The following is a 15,661-nucleotide window of genomic DNA, read 5'->3' on the forward strand; positions in this document are numbered from 1 at the left end:
GGGCGCGCCGCGCGTGGTGCGGGGCGCGGCACGGCAGGGCACGGCGCCGCGCTGCGTCGCGTCGCGCCGCGCGTGGTGCGAGGTTCCGTACTCCGTGCCACGCGCCCCGCCTCGCACGGGATACGGAACCTCGCACGATGCGCCCCCGCCCGCGCCGGAGCTACGCAACCTCGCACGGTGCGAGCCCGGCCCGAGCCCGGCCGACCCCGCCCGCCCGGGAGCTACGCAACCTCGCACGGTGCGAGCCAGCCCCCCCCCCCCCCCCCGCACGCAGAACGCCCCCGACCTGGCACGGTCGGGGGCGTTCGAGATCCTGCGTCGAGGCGTCAGCGCGGACGGCCCGCGCGCGCCCGCATCGGGTCCATCCCCTTCGGGATTGACGCGGCCGGGCTCTGCGTCAGCGAGTCGAGGCGGTTCGCGACCGCCAGGACCTCGTTGCGGTTGAGCGCCTTCTTGAACTTGTTCATGGCACGGGGGAGCTTGTGGAGCGTCACGCCGTCGCTGTCCTTGTCGGAGGCGACGTGCACCACGTGCACCGGCACGTTCGGGACGATGCGCTGCACCTTGCGGCGCTCTTCGTCTACCTGACGGTTGAGGTTGCCACGCTGCCCCTCGGTGATGAGGACGACGCCAGGGGTGCCGACCGCACGGTACACAGCAGCCTGCGAACGGCCGTGGACGGCGACGGGCATCTCGCTCGAGCGCCACTGACGACGGAGCGAGTTCGACAGCACGGCGCCGACGGCACCGGGCTGGCCCTCGATCTGTGAGTAGGCGGCGCGTTCAGCGAGTCGCCCGAGGACGATCAGGAACAGCAGCACGCCGAGCAGGACACCGGCGACGATCCAGAGGATCACCGCGAGCCAGTTCTGCCCCGGGAGCAGCAGCGCGAGGAGCACGCCGAGGGCCACGGGGACCACGAACGCCAACGCGAACCACCAGACGGAGCTCGGGTCCGCGCGCCGGGTCATGGTGAAGACCTGGTACATCTGCTTGAGACGACCCGGCTCCTTCGCCGTCGTACCTTGTGAACTGCTGCGTGCCATGCACCCAGGATACGGCCTGAGCCGACGACGTCGAACCCGCCCCGATCAGGCTGTGGGCGAACAGCGTTCTCCACAGTCCACTGCACCGGCCTGGAGGCGCGCCCCACCCCACGAGACGCTGTCCGGCATGCAGATGGAGACCGAACGGATCCGCTGGTGCGCGGCCGACGACGAACGGTCGCTCCTCGCGTGGACGGCCGACCGCGCGAGCGCGGCCGGTCGGCACCTCGCGCCGATCGCGGCGGTCGGCAGGCACCCCGACGGCCGTCTCGTGGTCGAGGTCCTCCGGCCGTCGGGCACCCCGCTGGCAGTCGCCCTCGACGCGATGGGCACGCCGACGACCGGTGTGGCGGTGACGCTCACCGTGCCGCTCCTCGAGCTCGCGGCCGCCGAGCGATCCGGTGCCGTGCGCATCGGCACAGCCGGGCTGGACGACGTCCTCGTCGACGACGCCGGCGCGGTGCTGCTCTGCGACCGGCCACCCGGAGCGACGGCGGCGCCGCCCAACGGAACCACGGCGGCGCTGCCCAACGGAACCGCGGCGGCGCTGCCCAACGGAACCGCGGCAGCGCCGCCGAACAGAACATCGGCGGCACTGCCCAACGGAACCGCGGCGGCGCTGCCGAACGGAACCGCGGCGGCGCTGCACAACGGAGCAGCAGCGACGACACCGACGGGGCACCGACGCTCCGACCAGGACGGATCCCGCGTCCTGCTCCTCGCGGCGCGAGTGGTGTGGGAACGCACGGACGAGCGCGACCCCGCACGTCCCGAGGTCGACGCCGCCCTCGCCGAAGCGATCGACGGCGACGTCGAGGCCGTCCGGACCGCGCTCTCGTGCATCCGCGCGGCCGCGGCGCCCCGGCCGGTCCGCTGGGAGCCGCTGCCACTCGACCTGCTCTACGGCGATCCCGCTCCGGCGGCGTCCGGCACGCACACCCTCCTCGACACGGTGCAGGACGTCGTCGAGCACGGCGTGCCGCTCGGCGGCGGTCGACGGCTCCCGCTCCGCCGTGCCCTGGTCGGCGCCGTGGTCGCGACGGGGTGCGCGGCCGCCGCGGTCTTGGCGTTGCAGTGAACACCCGAACGCCGCCCGACGCCGCATGAGCCGGACGCCGGACGCCGAACGGCCCCGGTCCACAGGGGACCGGGGCCGTTCAGCGTGCAGCGGGTACGACGATCAGTACCCGAGGTTCGGGCCGAAGTTGCCCTCCTCGAGGCGGTTCTTCACCGCGACGAGGTAGCGCGACGCGTCGGCACCGTCGATGATCCGGTGGTCGTACGACAGCGCGAGGTAGACGAACGAACGGATCGCGATGGCTTCCTGTCCGTCGACCTTCACGACCGCCGGACGCTTCGTCACGATGCCCGTGCCGAGGATCGCCGACTGCGGCAGGAACACCACGGGGGTGTCGAACAGCGCGCCACGCGAACCGGTGTTGGTCAGCGTGAACGTGCCGCCCGCGAGCTCGTCGGGCTTCAGCTGGTTGTTGCGGGTGCGGTCCGCGAGGTCCGCGATGGACTTCGAGAACTGCGCCAGGTCGAGCGACGCCGCGTCCTTGATCACCGGGGTGAGCAGGCCGCGCTCGGTGTCGACCGCGATCGAGACGTTCTCGGTCTCCGGGTAGACGATCTCCTCGCCCTCCACCGTCGAGTTGATCTTCGGGTGGGCCTTGAGCGCCTCGGACGCCGCGAGGGCGAAGAACGGCATGAAGGAGAGCTTCGCGCCGGTCTTCTCGAGGAACTCCGCCTTGTGGGCGTCACGGAACTGCGCGACCTTCGTCACGTCGACCTCGACGACACTGGTGAGCTGCGCGGTCGAGGTCATCGACTGCACGGCCCGCTCGGCGACGACCTTGCGGAGGCGGGTCATCTTCTCGCGGGTGCCACGGAGGGGCGAGACCTCGGCGACGAACGGTCCGGCCGGGGCTGCTGCGGGGGCGGAACCACCGGCGGCCGGGGCCTTCGCTGCTGCCTCGGCGGCGGCGAGGACGTCTTCCTTGCGGATGCGTCCGCCGACACCGGAGCCGGTGACGGTCGACAGGTCGACGCCCTGCTCGTTCGCGAGCTTGCGCACGAGCGGGGTGACGTAGCCGGAGGCCGAGGCGTCCTGCGTCGGGTTCGGTACCGAAGCGGCTGCGCTCGGTGCCGAGGCGGCGGCGGGTGCTGCGGCCGGTGCTGCAGCCGGTGCGGGGGCCGGGACGGCTGCCGGCGGTGCTGCGGCGGGCGGCGGGACCGGTGCGGCCTGGGGGACCGGAGCGGCGGCCGGCGGTGCTGCAGGGGCCTGCGGCGCGGCGGGCTGGGTCTGGCCGGCGGGGGCGGGCTCGGGCTCGGTGGGCTCCGGCGCGGGGGTCTCGGACTCCTGCTCGGTGCTCGGCGCGGCCTCGGGCTCCTCGGCGTCGGCGGCGGCCTCGTTCGAGGACTCCGACGACTGCGAGTCCGACGAGTCCGCCGAACCGCCGTCGGACGAGCCGTCACCGATCTTCACGAGGGCGGTGCCGACCTCGACGGTCTCGTCCTCCTGCACGAGGATCTCCTCCACGACACCGGCGATCGGCGACGGGATCTCGGTGTCGACCTTGTCGGTCGAGACCTCGAGCAGCGGCTCGTCGACCTCGACCCGGTCACCGACGTTCTTCAGCCATCGGGTCACCGTGCCCTCGGTGACGCTCTCGCCGAGCGCCGGGAGGTTGACGGATTCGCTCATCGGGTGGACTCCTCTTCGCAGGGGTGGTTCGTGGTGGTGGTCATGGTGTTCACAGGGCGTGCAGCGGCTTGCCGGCGAGGTGCAGGAAGGCCTCGCCGAGTGCCTCGTTCTGCGTCGGGTGCGCGTGGATGAGCGGAGCGATGTCCTCCGGGTACGCCTCCCAGTTCACGGCGAGCTGTGCTTCGCCGATGAGCTCGCCGACACGCGCGCCGATCATGCTGACGCCGACGACGGGGCCGTCGACCACGCGGACGACCTTGACCGAACCGGCGGTGCCGATGATGTGGCTCTTGCCGTTGCCGGCGAGGTTGTACTCGTACGAGTCCACCTTGTCGGCGCCGTACTGCTCTTCGGCCTTGGACTGGGAGAGCCCGACGGACGCGACCTCGGGATCGGAGTACGTGATCTTGGGGATGTTCTTGTCCTCGATGACCACCGGGTTCAGGCCGGCGATCTCCTCGGCGACGAAGATGCCCTGCTGGAAGCCGCGGTGGGCGAGCTGCAGGCCGGGGACGATGTCGCCGACGGCGTACACGTTCGGGACGTTCGTGGCGAGGCGCTCGGTCGTGGTGACGAACCCGCGGTCCATCGCGACGCCGACCTCGTCGAAGCCGACGTTCTGGGTGACGGGGCCGCGGCCGACCGCGACGAGGAGGATGTCGCCGTCGAAGGTCTTGCCGTCCTCGAGCGTCACGACGACGCCGTTCTCGTGCTGCTCGACGCCCTGGAACCGGACACCGAGCGAGAACTCGATGCCGCGCTTGCGGAACGCGCGCTCGAGCTGCTTCGACATCGACTCGTCCTCGGCGGGGACGAGGTGGGGGAGCGCCTCGACGATCGTGACCTCGGCACCGAAGGACTTCCACACGCTGGCGAACTCGACGCCGATGACGCCGCCGCCGAGGATGACGACCTTGTTCGGCACGTAGTCCATGCGCAGGGCGGTCTCGGAGGTGATCACGCGGCCACCGATCTCGAGCCCGGGGAGGGACTTCGAGTAGGAACCGGTGGCGAGGACGACGTTCTTGCCGGTCACGGTCTGGTCGCCCACCTGCACGGTGTTCGGCGAGGTGAGGCGGCCCCAGCCCTGGACGACGGTGATGCCGCGGGCCTTGATGAGCCCCTGCAGGCCCTTGTACTTGGAGTTGATGACGCCCTGCTGGTACTCGATGACCTTCGGGACGTCGACACCGGCGAACTCGGCGATGACGCCGTACTTCTCGGCGTCACGGGTGCCGTCAGCGATCTCGGCCGCGTGCAGGAGCGCCTTCGTCGGGATGCAGCCGCGGTGCAGGCACGTCCCCCCGAGCTTGTCTCCCTCGATGAGCGCGACGCTCATCCCGAGCTCGGCGGCCCGGAGCGCAGCGGCGTAGCCACCACTGCCGCCACCGAGGACCACGACGTCGTAAGTCTGTTCCGTCACCTGGTGCAACTCCCTCGTGCGTGTCGGGGCCGATCGGGCCCCTGTGGACACCGCGAGCGGCGGCGTCCGACGGTCGGACCGCATGGTTCCGGTCCCGTCCCGCTGGTTCCGGTGGGGGCACGCATGGCGCGCTGCCCCACCGGTACCAAACCTACTACTTGGCCTGGAGCTCTTCTGCGAGCGAGATGAGCGTCCGGACCATGACGCCGGTGGCGCCCTTGCCGAGCCAGCCGTAGCCGCCGCCCTTGTTCTCGGACGGGCCCGCGATGTCGAGGTGCGCCCACGGGATGCCCTCGCCGACGAAGCGCTCGAGGAACTTGCCCGCCAGCAGCATGCCGCCCGCCGGGTTGCCGACCGTGGCGTTCACCATGTCGGCGATCTCGCTGGCGAGCCGGGCGTCGAGCTCCTCGGGGAGGGGCATCGGCCAGATCGGCTCCGCGACCGACTCGGCGACGGCGCGGACCTGTGCGACGAGGTCGTCGCTCCCCATCAGGCCGGTGGTGCGGTCGCCGAGTGCGACGACCTGCGCTCCGGTGAGCGTGGCGACGTCGACGATCGCGTCGGGCTGTTCGAGCGAGGCGGCGGCCATCCCGTCGCCGAGCACCAGCCGGCCCTCGGCGTCGGTGTTGGTGACCTCGACGGTCTTGCCGTTCTTCAGGGTGAGCACGTCGCCGGGACGCGTGGCGGAACCGGACGGCATGTTCTCGGCGAGGCACAACCACGCGGTCACCCGGACGTCGAGGCCGAGCCGTGCCGCGGCGACCGTCGCGGCGAGGACCGTGGCGGCGCCCGTCATGTCGGTCTTCATGCCGAGCATCGAGCCGGCGGGCTTCAGCGAGAGGCCGCCCGAGTCGAACGTGATGCCCTTGCCCACGAGCGCGAGGTGCTTCGTCGCGGACTCCGGTGCGTAGCGCACGACGACGAGCCGCGGCGGACGCTCGGACCCGCGGCCGACCCCGAGGATGCCCCCGAAGCCCTGCTCCTCGAGCGCGGTCTCGTCGAGGACCTCGACGGTGAGCGGCAGGTCGTCGGCGAACGACGACGCGACGGTTGCGACGTCGGCCGGGCCGAGGTCGCCCGCTGCGGTGTTCACGAGGTCCCGCACGAGGGTGGCGGCGTCGGCGACGATCGCCGGGCGGACGGTCACGTCGGCGGCGACGTCGGCGGGCGCGATCACCGAGACGGCCTGGTCGCCACGGGTCGGGCCGGTGGTGCCGGTGCCCTTGTGCCGGGTGAACGAGTAGGCACCGAGTGCGGCGCCCTCGAGCGCGGCGTCGACGAGTTCGGTCGAGTCGGTCGGCAGCGCGAGGGCAATCGAGGTCGCGTTGGGCAGCTGGCGAACGGCGCTGCCCGCGGCGGAGCGGATCGCGGTGACACCGGTGGCGCTGCCGAGGCCGATGAGCGCGATGCCGGTCGCGGCGACCCCCGTGCCGGGCAGACGCACGAGCTGGTCCTTCGCGCCGGTCGCCCCGATCGACGCGAGGTCGAGGTCGTCGAGCGCGGAGAACGGTGTCGTGGCGGGTGTGGCGATGGTCGCGGGCCCGCCGTCCGTGCCCGGCCGGACACCGAGCACGAGGACGTCGGCAGCGATCGAGGAGGGGGCGGAGGAGTCGGTGGAGAGCGTCGGTCGGACCATGCGCCAACCCTATCCAGCAGGTGTTCGCTGTCGGCGTCGTCACCGCGCACGGGGGATCGTGGCGCCCCGCCTAGCATGGGGACGGTGAACCACCCCGAGGAGCTCTACACCTTCGCCGAGGACGCGCCGGCCGTACCCACGGGGCTGCACCTGGTCGCCGGTCTGACCGGATTCGCCGACGCCGGATCGGCGGTCGCGCAGGTGACGTCGGCCGTGCTCGAGGACCTCGACAGCGAGCTCGTCGCGGAGTTCGACCCGGACGTGCTGCTCGACTGGCGTGCCCGCCGTCCCGTGATCACGTTCGAGCACGACCACATCGCCGCCGTCGAACCGCCCCGGCTCGCGCTGCACCTGGTGCGCGACGAGCTCGGGCAGCCCTTCCTCTTCCTGTCCGGCTACGAGCCGGACTTCCAGTGGAACCGGTTCGTCGCCGCCGTCACGGACCTCGCCGCGCAGCTCGGGGTCGTGGACACCACGTGGGTGCAGTCGATCCCGATGCCGGTGCCGCACACGCGTCCGATCAGCCTCACCGTGTCCGGGACACGCGCCGACCTCGTCGAGCAGATGAGCGTCTGGAAGCCCGAGACGCAGGCTCCGGCGAACGTGCTGCACCTCGTCGAGCACCGGCTGTCGGAACTCGGCAAGCAGGTCACCGGGCTCGTCCTGCTCGTCCCGCACTACCTGTCCGACACGGAGTTCCCGGACGCCGCCGTCGCGGCGTTCTCGGGCATCTCCTCGGCCACGGGCCTCATCTTCCCGTCGGACGCGCTCCGCGAGGAAGGGCGCGAGTTCCGCACGCGCGTGGACGAGCAGGTCGCCGGCAACGAGGAACTGCAGCGGCTCGTCGGGATGCTCGAGGAGCGGCACGACACCTACATGGAGGGCAACCCGATCGCCTCGCCCCTGACGGGCGTGGACGGGCAGGTCCCGACAGCGGACTCGATCGCCGCGGAACTCGAGCGGTTCCTGGCGGACCGCCGGTCCGACGGTGACGCGAGCACGGACTGACCGCAGCGGACGAGGCGGACGCGAGTCGCGCCTCCAGTCCGGGTCGACAGCCTGGAGGCGCGACCCGCCTGTGCGCGCCCGTCGCGTTCTCCACAGCCTGATCCGGCGGCGGGGCCGTCCCCGCTAGCCTTGTCGGGTGAACTCGCGGCGTGCCTTCCTCGTCTGGGGCATCGCGGTGCTCGCGTACGTCCTGGCGGTCGTCCAGCGCTCGTCGCTGGGCGTCTCGGGTGTCGACGCACAGGACCGCTTCGCGGTCTCGGCCGCCGTCCTGTCGACGCTCGCGGTGGTGCAGATCGCCGTCTACGCGGGCCTGCAGATCCCGGTGGGCATCGCACTCGACCGGGTCGGACCCCGCAGACTCGTGCTGCTCGGTGCCGTGCTGCTCGTGGTCGGGCAGGCAGTCGTCGCGGTGTCGCCGACGATCGGTCCGGCGATCGCGGGACGGGTGCTTGTCGGCGCGGGCGACGCGATGACCTTCATCTCGGTGATCCGGCTCGTGCCGATGTGGTTCAGCGGCCGGATCCTGCCCCAGATCTCGCAGTGGACCGGCAACCTCGGGCAGGTCGGCCAGATCCTGTCGGCGTTCCCGTTCGCGGTCCTGCTGCACAGCGCGGGCTGGACCCCGGCGTTCGGGGTCGCCGCGGCCGCCAGCGCCGTCGGACTCGTGCTCGCGTTCGTCTTCGTGCACAACGGGCCGGTGCCGGTGCGCACGGACACGATCCCGCTGCCGCACACGTGGCGTGGCGCCTTCCACACCTTCGGGCACGCGCTCCGTCGCCCCGGCACGCAGCTGGGCTTCTGGTCGCACTACGTGACCCAGTCCTCCGGCACCGTGTTCTCCCTGCTCTGGGGCGTCCCGATGCTGCGGGGGCTCGGTTACTCGCCGTCCGAGGCGGCGGGCTTCCTCACCGTGATCGTGGTCACCGGCTTCGTGGTCGGGCCGGTCCTCGGCGTGCTCTGCGCACGGTTCCCGCTGCGTCGGTCGAACATCGTGCTCGGGATCGTGCTCGCCCTGGCCGTGGTGTGGACGGCGATCCTGCTCTGGCCGGACCACCCGCCGACCTGGCTGCTCGTCGTGCTCGTCGTCGTGATGGGCATCGGCGGCCCCGGTTCCCTCATCGGGTTCGACTTCGCCCGGTCGTTCAACCCGCTCGGCTCGCTCGGGTCGGCGAACGGCGTGGTGAACGTCGGCGGCTTCCTCGCGGCCTTCGTGATGATGTTCCTCATCGGCACGATCCTCGACATCGCGTCCGGCGCCACCGGGCAGACCGTGTTCGCGTGGGCGAACTTCCGGCTGGCCCTCACCGTGCAGTACGTGGTGGTCGGGATCGGCGTGGTGATGCTGCTGCACGCACGTCGCCGGACACGCCGTGTGCTGCACGACCAGGACGGAATACGGGTGGGGCCGCTCTGGGTTGCACTGGTTGCGCGCCTACGGAAGCGGAGCGTGCAATAATGATCGCGGACCCGTTCGGGCCTCCAGTACCTCGGAGCACTCCAGTGCGCCGCAGGAACCGGGGGACTTGACATGGGTCCTAGTGCTGCCCGGAAAGGTAGGACCTGACGACACGGGAGACCGCGGCGGAGGCCCTGGGCGGCGAGGGAGGCCACGACCCCACGAACGTGGCACGACGAGAGAGGTGATCGCATGGCTGCCCGGAGCACGACGATCGATCCCACCAAGGACACCGCGCCCACGACGGACGCGCCCGAGGGCACCACGGCTGCAGACGCCGCAGTGACCGAGGGGACCGACGCGCCGAAGAAGCGCGCCGCATCGACCACCGCGAAGAAGGCCCCCGCCAAGAAGGCCCCCGCCAAGAAGGCGGCCCCGAAGGCGAAGAAGAAGGCCGACGACGAGGACCTCGACGAGGAGACCCCCGTCGCCGAGGCGACGGACGACACCGAGGGCGACACCGACGAGAAGGACGCCGTCAAGCCGGACGCCGCCGCCGCGGTGGCTGCCGGGGCGCTCGTCATCTCCCAGTCCGACGACGACGAGGCACCGGTCTACTCGACCACCATCACGGGTGCGACCGCCGACCCGGTGAAGGACTACCTCAAGCAGATCGGCAAGGTCGCCCTCCTCAACGCCGAGCAGGAGGTCGAGCTCGCGATGCGCATCGAGGCCGGCCTGTTCGCCGAGGACAAGCTCCAGCACTCGACCGGCCTGTCGAAGCCCCAGGAGCGCGAGCTCCGCTGGGTGGCCCGCGACGGACAGCGTGCGAAGTCGCACCTGCTCGGCGCGAACCTCCGACTGGTCGTGTCGCTCGCGAAGCGCTACACCGGTCGCGGCATGCAGTTCCTGGACCTCATCCAGGAGGGCAACCTCGGTCTCATCCGTGCGGTCGAGAAGTTCGACTACACCAAGGGCTTCAAGTTCTCGACGTACGCGACGTGGTGGATCCGTCAGGCCATCACCCGCGCCATGGCCGACCAGGCCCGCACCATCCGCATCCCGGTGCACATGGTCGAGGTCATCAACAAGCTCGCCCGCGTGCAGCGCCAGATGCTGCAGGACCTCGGTCGCGAGCCCACTCCGGAAGAGCTCGCCCGCGAGCTCGACATGACCCCGGAGAAGGTCGTCGAGGTGCAGAAGTACGGTCGCGAGCCGATCTCGCTCCACACCCCGCTGGGCGAGGACGGCGACTCGGAGTTCGGCGACCTGATCGAGGACACCGAAGCGGTCGTGCCGGCCGACGCGGTCGGGTTCACGATGCTGCAGAAGCAGCTCGAGAGCCTGCTCGACTCCCTGTCCGAGCGCGAGGCGGGCGTCATCCGCATGCGCTTCGGCCTGGGCGACGGCCAGCCGAAGACCCTCGACCAGATCGGTGACACGTTCGGCGTGACGCGTGAGCGCATCCGTCAGATCGAGTCCAAGACGATGGCGAAGCTCCGCCACCCGTCGCGGTCGCAGTCGCTGCGCGACTACCTCGAGTAGGCCGATGCGCTTCTTCATCCCGATCCTCGTCGGGCGGATCCTCCGTGCCCTCGCCAGGGCCCGCGGTGGGGGATCCGCCTACCCGGGGTACATCGTCCTGAAGCTCGTGCCGGACTTCCTCCAGCACGTCACGAAGCAGTTCCCGAACGGCGTCGTGTTCGTGCTCGGCTCGAACGGCAAGTCGACGACGACGCACATGATCTCCGACATCGTGCGCGCGCACGGGCTTCGGGTGTTCACGAACCCGTCCGGCGCGAACCTGCCACAGGGCATCGCGTCCGCGCTCCTCTCCGAGGTGTCGCTGACCGGTCGCCTCAAGGCGGACATCGGCATCTTGGAGGTCGACGAGGCCTTCGCGGTCGAGCTCGCCGGCATCCTGTCCCCGTCCACGGTGACGATGCTCAACGTGCAGGTCGACCAGCTCTACCGCTTCTTCGAGACCGAGCGCGTGGCGACGATGATGCTCGACACGGCGGCCCTATCGACGGCGAACGTCATCACGAACCACGACGACCAGTTCCTCGACGCGTACACCGGCGCCCCCGGGCAGCGCGTGCTCCGCTTCGGTGCGAGCGACGAGATCGTGGCCGCGGCACCGAACGGTCTGCAGAACGCCGACTCGTTCGACGCCGGTGAGCGTGCACAGACCGCCGCCGATGCCGAGGTGATCGCCCACACCGGTGACGGTGCGACGATCCGCTTCGACGGCGCCGAGATCCCGGTCCGCCTGCCGGCACGCGGCCTGCACTACGCGGTCGACGCGGCTGCGGCCACGGCGACGGCCAGTGCCGCGCTCGGCACGCAGTTCCGCGCCGAGGCCGTCACGCGCGCCTTCGGCACCATGAAGCCGGCGTACGGCCGCGGGGAGCGCCTGCCGATCGCGGGCGAGTCCGCCGAGTTCACGATGTTCAAGAACGCCGCGAGCCTCCAGCTCAACCTCGACGCGCTGCCGGACCACCCCGAACAGGTCCTCATGGCGATCGACGAGGGCACGCCGGACATCTCGTGGATCTACGACATCGACTTCTCGAAGCTCGACCACGTGGACGTCGTCTCGGGCGACAAGGCGTGGCAGATCGCGATCGCCCTCGAGCACGCCGGCGTCCGCATCGGCCTCGTCGAGCCCGACGTCGAGACGGCGATCAAGCGCATGGAGCAGCTCGGCGCCACGACCAGTGGCACGAAGAACTTCATCGTCAACTACGAGATCATGATGATCGCCCGCAAGGCCCTCGGCCACCCGGACATGGAGAAGACCGCATGACGGCCGAACGGCTGACCATCCTGCACGTCTACCCCCGGCAGATGGGCGTCTCGGGCGACCGCGGCAACGTGATGGCGCTCGTGCGTCGTGCGGCTGCAGCGGACATCGAGACCGAGGTGCTCGAGTACGCCCCGGGCGATGCGCTGCCCGCCGCGGCCGACGTCGTCGTGATCGGCAACGGACCGCTCAGCGCGATGCGTTCGCTCGGTGACGACATCGCCCGGATCGGCGCGCCCCTCCGCGAGTTCGCCGCCGCAGGCGTGCCCGTCGTCGCGGTCGGCGGCGGTTTCGACCTCGCCACGAACGAGGTCGTCCCCACCGACGGCTCGGTCGTCACCGGTTTCGGTGTGTTCGACGCCCGTGCCGTCCGTGGCGCCGAGCGCCGCGTGAACTACTTCGTCCTCGACACGCGGTACCCGCTGCTGCCCGGCGCCCCGACGCGCCTCGCGGGCTTCGAGGACCACGCCACCACGATCGAGCTCGGCGCCGGCGTCCAGCCGTTCGCCGACGTCGTCTCTGGCGGGGGCAACCAGGCCGGTGCGCCGGTCGAGGGAGCGATCGCCGGGAACGCGTTCGGCACGCACACGCAGGGTCCGATCCTGCCGCTCAACCCGCAGCTGACCGACGGCGTCCTCGCGGCGGCCACGGCACGGCTCGGGCGCGAGTACGCGCCGGACGCGGAACGCACCGCGACGATCGACCGGTACGCGCGCGAGGCGCGCGCCACCGTGGACCGCTACGTCGACAAGGCGTTCAAGCGGATCGCTTGACGCTGTCTGTCCGGACCGCGGTGGTCAGACCGGATCGGCCGGTGGTCAGACCGGATCACGCAGAGACGGGAGGCGCGGTGCCAGCTGGCACCGCGCCTCCCGTCTGCTGTTGGTCGAGCGCTTCTGGTCGCGCCTACTTCGACTCGTAGAGTCGGCTGCTCTCGTCGTGCCACTCGATGGCGGTCGCCGCGAGCTTGTCCTTGAACTCTGCGCCGTGGTGCGCGCAGAAGAACAGCTCGCCGCTGGCCATGGTGGCCCGGATGTAGGCCTGCGCCCCGCAGCTGTCGCAGCGGTCAGCAGCGGTGAGCTGGTTGCTGCCGAGTTGGTCGATGGAGAGGTCCTGCACGGTCTGGGTCATTGCTGTGCTCCTCACGGATCGCAGGTGGTGCGGGTTGGTCCACCTATTTCAACACGTGATGCCTGAGAGTCATGCATTGTGATGGTCCCATTTCGCTCACCGCGGATCGACTGGCCCCAGTCCGAGTGTCCGGCGGGTGGTGTCGGTGCTCCTCGCTAGCATCGGAAGGTGAGCTCCGACTACTCCGCACGCCATCTCTCCGTCCTCGAAGGGCTCGAGGCGGTCCGGAAGCGACCGGGCATGTACATCGGCTCGACGGACTCCCGCGGCCTCATGCACTGCGTGTGGGAGATCATCGACAACTCCGTCGACGAAGCCCTCGCCGGGCACGGCGACGAGATCGGTGTCGTGCTCCACGCCGACGGTTCGGTCGAGGTCCGCGACACCGCGCGCGGCATCCCCGTCGACGTCGAGCCGAAGACGGGTCTCACCGGGGTCGAGGTGGTGTTCACCAAGCTGCACGCCGGCGGCAAGTTCGGCTCCGGGTCGTACGCCGCCTCCGGCGGGCTGCACGGTGTCGGTGCCTCCGTCGTGAACGCGCTGTCGGAGCGCCTCGACGTCGAGGTGGACCGTGGCGGCAAGACCTACGCGATGTCGTTCCACCGCGGCGAGCCGGGCATCTTCGACGACACGAAGGGCATCGGCCCGGACGCACCGTTCTCGCCGTTCACCTCCGGCAGCGAACTGCGCGTCATCGGCAAGGTGAAGAAGGGCGTGACCGGCTCACGCATCCGCTACTGGGCCGACCGGCAGATCTTCACCGCCGACGCGAAGTTCAGCACCAGCGACCTCGTCAGCCGCGCGCGGCAGACGGCCTTCCTCGTCCCGGGCCTCGGCATCACCATCACCGATTCGCGGCCGGAGTCGATCGCGTCGGCAGCCGCCCGTGCCGAGGCGACGGGCACCGCGGTCGCCGCCGGCCCCGTGGTCGAGCGCTTCCGGTACGAGGGCGGGATCGGCGAGTTCGTCGAGCACCTCGCCGTCGACACCGCCGTCACCGACGTCTGGCGCATCCAGGGCATCGGTACCTTCACCGAGACCGTGCCGATGCTCGACGACAAGGGGCACATGGTGTCCACGTCGGTCGACCGCGAGTGCGAGGTGGACCTCGCGCTCCGCTGGGGCACCGGCTACGAGACGGTGTTCCGCAGCTTCGTGAACATCATCGCGACGCCGAAGGGCGGCACCCACCAGGCCGGCTTCGAGTCCGGCGTGGTCAAGGCCGTCCGCGCCCAGGTCGAGGCGAACGCCCGCAAGCTCAAGGTCGGGCAGGACAAGCTCGAGAAGGACGACGTGCTCGCCGGCCTCACCGCCGTGCTGACCGTCCGGCTGCCCGAGCCGCAGTTCGAAGGGCAGACGAAGGAGGTCCTCGGCACGCCCGCGGTCCGGAAGATCGTCGACCAGGTCGTGTCGACGCGGCTCACCGAGATCCTCACCTCGACGCAGCGCACCGAGAAGGCCCACGCGGCGACCCTGCTCGAGAAGGTCGTCGCCGAGATGAAGACCCGCATCTCCGCGCGGGCCCACAAGGAGACCCAGCGCCGGAAGAACGCGCTCGAGAACTCCTCGCTGCCGACGAAGCTCGCCGACTGCCGCTCCCAGGACACCGAGGGCACCGAGCTCTTCATCGTCGAGGGCGACTCCGCCCTCGGCACCGCGAAGCTCGCGCGCAACAGTGAGTACCAGGCCTTGCTGCCGATCCGCGGCAAGATCCTCAACGTGCAGAAGGCGTCCGTGTCGGACATGCTCTCCAACGCCGAGTGTGCCTCGATCATCCAGGTGATCGGCGCCGGCTCCGGCCGCACGTTCGAGATCGACCAGGCCCGCTACGGCAAGGTCATCATCATGTCCGACGCCGACGTCGACGGTGCCCACATCCGCACCCTGCTGCTGACGCTGTTCTTCCGGTACATGCGGCCGATGATCGAGCAGGGACGGGTGTTCGCCGCCGTCCCGCCGCTGCACCGGGTCGTCGTGGTGAACCGCGGCAAGCCGAACGACACGCTGTACACCTACTCCGAGCAGGAACTGCAGGCGGTGCTGAAGAAGCTCGAGAAGTCGGGCAAGAAGTACCAGGAGCCGATCCAGCGGTACAAGGGCCTCGGTGAGATGGACGCCGACCAGCTGGCCGAGACGACGATGGACCGGACGCACCGCACGCTGCGGCGGGTGAAGATCACCGATGCCGAGGGTGCTGCGAAGGTGTTCGAGCTGTTGATGGGCAACGACGTGGCTCCCCGCAAGGAGTTCATCCTCGCGGGCGAGGGTCTCGACCGCGACCGTATCGACGCGTAGGGGCAGGGCGGGGCGGGGCGGGGCGGTCGGTCGGCCGGTCGCGGCGCGCCGTCGGCAGTCCTGGTTTCGCGCTGAGCGACAGTTCACGGGCGCGTTGCCGCGTGAACTGTCGCTGCGCGCGAAATGCGCCCGACTGCCGTGAACCGGCGCCGTCCATCTCGTGCAGGCGAGCGATCGCGGCCGACCGAACGCGGTCGTCTGACGCGTTCGCAC

12 protein-coding genes are annotated in these 15,661 nt (G+C 70.7%); 7 read left to right on the forward strand and 5 right to left on the reverse strand.

Annotated elements, in window-relative coordinates; translation table 11 throughout:
* Positions 1–326: 326 nt before the first annotated feature.
* Positions 327–1,046 (reverse strand): DUF4191 family protein, encoded by a 720-nt coding sequence (locus DEJ28_RS08335; protein WP_111117318.1) that lies wholly within the window; start codon positions 1,044–1,046, stop codon positions 327–329.
* A 127-nt stretch (positions 1,047–1,173) separates the two neighbouring features.
* On the opposite strand from DEJ28_RS08335, the gene DEJ28_RS08340 reads away from it, so the two are divergent.
* Positions 1,174–2,124, forward strand: coding sequence for a hypothetical protein (locus DEJ28_RS08340; protein WP_111117317.1), 951 nt, complete (start codon positions 1,174–1,176; stop codon positions 2,122–2,124).
* 102 nt (positions 2,125–2,226) lie between these two features.
* On the opposite strand, the gene sucB is transcribed toward DEJ28_RS08340, so the two are convergent.
* From sucB to DEJ28_RS08355, 3 genes are all read right to left on the reverse strand, one after another.
* Positions 2,227–3,753 (reverse strand): 2-oxoglutarate dehydrogenase, E2 component, dihydrolipoamide succinyltransferase, encoded by a 1,527-nt coding sequence (gene sucB, locus DEJ28_RS08345; RefSeq protein WP_284180779.1) that lies wholly within the window; start codon positions 3,751–3,753, stop codon positions 2,227–2,229.
* 49 nt (positions 3,754–3,802) lie between these two features.
* The gene (lpdA, locus tag DEJ28_RS08350; protein ID WP_111115574.1) at positions 3,803–5,176 is read right to left on the reverse strand and encodes a dihydrolipoyl dehydrogenase; all 1,374 of its coding nucleotides are present in this window, start codon (positions 5,174–5,176) and stop codon (positions 3,803–3,805) included.
* Positions 5,177–5,330: 154 nt separating this feature from the next.
* Positions 5,331–6,812, reverse strand: a complete 1,482-nt coding sequence (locus tag DEJ28_RS08355; RefSeq protein WP_111115573.1) for a leucyl aminopeptidase — start codon at positions 6,810–6,812, stop codon at positions 5,331–5,333.
* Between the two features lie 75 nt (positions 6,813–6,887).
* Here DEJ28_RS08355 and DEJ28_RS08360 point away from each other — a divergent pair, with 75 nt between their 5' ends.
* The 5 genes from DEJ28_RS08360 to DEJ28_RS08380 all read left to right on the forward strand — a co-directional run bounded on the left by DEJ28_RS08360 (position 6,888) and on the right by DEJ28_RS08380 (position 12,795).
* Complete coding sequence (locus DEJ28_RS08360) at positions 6,888–7,820, forward strand: proteasome assembly chaperone family protein (RefSeq protein ID WP_111115572.1); 933 nt, start codon at positions 6,888–6,890, stop codon at positions 7,818–7,820.
* A gap of 136 nt (positions 7,821–7,956) precedes the next feature.
* A complete protein-coding gene (locus DEJ28_RS08365) occupies positions 7,957–9,276 on the forward strand; it encodes an MFS transporter (protein ID WP_111115571.1) in 1,320 nt (439 codons plus the stop codon).
* Positions 9,277–9,468: 192 nt separating this feature from the next.
* Complete coding sequence (locus tag DEJ28_RS08370) at positions 9,469–10,761, forward strand: RNA polymerase sigma factor (RefSeq protein ID WP_111115570.1); 1,293 nt, start codon at positions 9,469–9,471, stop codon at positions 10,759–10,761.
* A 4-nt stretch (positions 10,762–10,765) separates the two neighbouring features.
* Positions 10,766–12,025 carry a MurT ligase domain-containing protein gene (locus DEJ28_RS08375; RefSeq protein ID WP_111115569.1) on the forward strand — a complete coding sequence of 420 codons (1,260 nt, stop codon included), beginning with the start codon at positions 10,766–10,768 and terminating at the stop codon, positions 12,023–12,025.
* A complete protein-coding gene (locus DEJ28_RS08380; protein ID WP_111115568.1) occupies positions 12,022–12,795 on the forward strand; it encodes a type 1 glutamine amidotransferase in 774 nt (257 codons plus the stop codon). The genes DEJ28_RS08375 and DEJ28_RS08380 overlap by 4 nt, the downstream gene beginning before the upstream one ends.
* Before the next feature lie 133 nt (positions 12,796–12,928).
* On the opposite strand, the gene DEJ28_RS08385 is transcribed toward DEJ28_RS08380, so the two are convergent.
* Positions 12,929–13,153 carry a DUF7455 domain-containing protein gene (locus DEJ28_RS08385; protein WP_111115567.1) on the reverse strand — a complete coding sequence of 75 codons (225 nt, stop codon included), beginning with the start codon at positions 13,151–13,153 and terminating at the stop codon, positions 12,929–12,931.
* Positions 13,154–13,321: 168 nt separating this feature from the next.
* Between DEJ28_RS08385 and DEJ28_RS08390 the strand changes: the two genes are divergently transcribed.
* A complete protein-coding gene (locus DEJ28_RS08390) occupies positions 13,322–15,448 on the forward strand; it encodes a DNA gyrase/topoisomerase IV subunit B (RefSeq protein WP_111115566.1) in 2,127 nt (708 codons plus the stop codon).
* Positions 15,449–15,661: the final 213 nt, after the last annotated feature.

The organism is Curtobacterium sp. MCPF17_002 (genome assembly GCF_003234115.2).
Taxonomy (GTDB): Bacteria; Actinomycetota; Actinomycetes; order Actinomycetales; family Microbacteriaceae; genus Curtobacterium.

Excerpts from the sequence above, each read along its gene's own strand:
- DEJ28_RS08335 (WP_111117318.1), bottom strand. The coding sequence starts at position 1,046 with ATGGCACGCAGCAGTTCACAAGGTACGACGGCGAAGGAGCCGGGTCGT.
- DEJ28_RS08340 (WP_111117317.1), top strand. The coding sequence starts at position 1,174 with ATGCAGATGGAGACCGAACGGATCCGCTGGTGCGCGGCCGACGACGAA.
- sucB (WP_284180779.1), bottom strand. The coding sequence starts at position 3,753 with ATGAGCGAATCCGTCAACCTCCCGGCGCTCGGCGAGAGCGTCACCGAG.
- DEJ28_RS08355 (WP_111115573.1), bottom strand. The coding sequence starts at position 6,812 with ATGGTCCGACCGACGCTCTCCACCGACTCCTCCGCCCCCTCCTCGATC.
- DEJ28_RS08360 (WP_111115572.1), top strand. The coding sequence starts at position 6,888 with ATGGGGACGGTGAACCACCCCGAGGAGCTCTACACCTTCGCCGAGGAC.
- DEJ28_RS08370 (WP_111115570.1), top strand. The coding sequence starts at position 9,469 with ATGGCTGCCCGGAGCACGACGATCGATCCCACCAAGGACACCGCGCCC.
- DEJ28_RS08375 (WP_111115569.1), top strand. The coding sequence starts at position 10,766 with ATGCGCTTCTTCATCCCGATCCTCGTCGGGCGGATCCTCCGTGCCCTC.
- DEJ28_RS08380 (WP_111115568.1), top strand. The coding sequence starts at position 12,022 with ATGACGGCCGAACGGCTGACCATCCTGCACGTCTACCCCCGGCAGATG.
- DEJ28_RS08385 (WP_111115567.1), bottom strand. The coding sequence starts at position 13,153 with ATGACCCAGACCGTGCAGGACCTCTCCATCGACCAACTCGGCAGCAAC.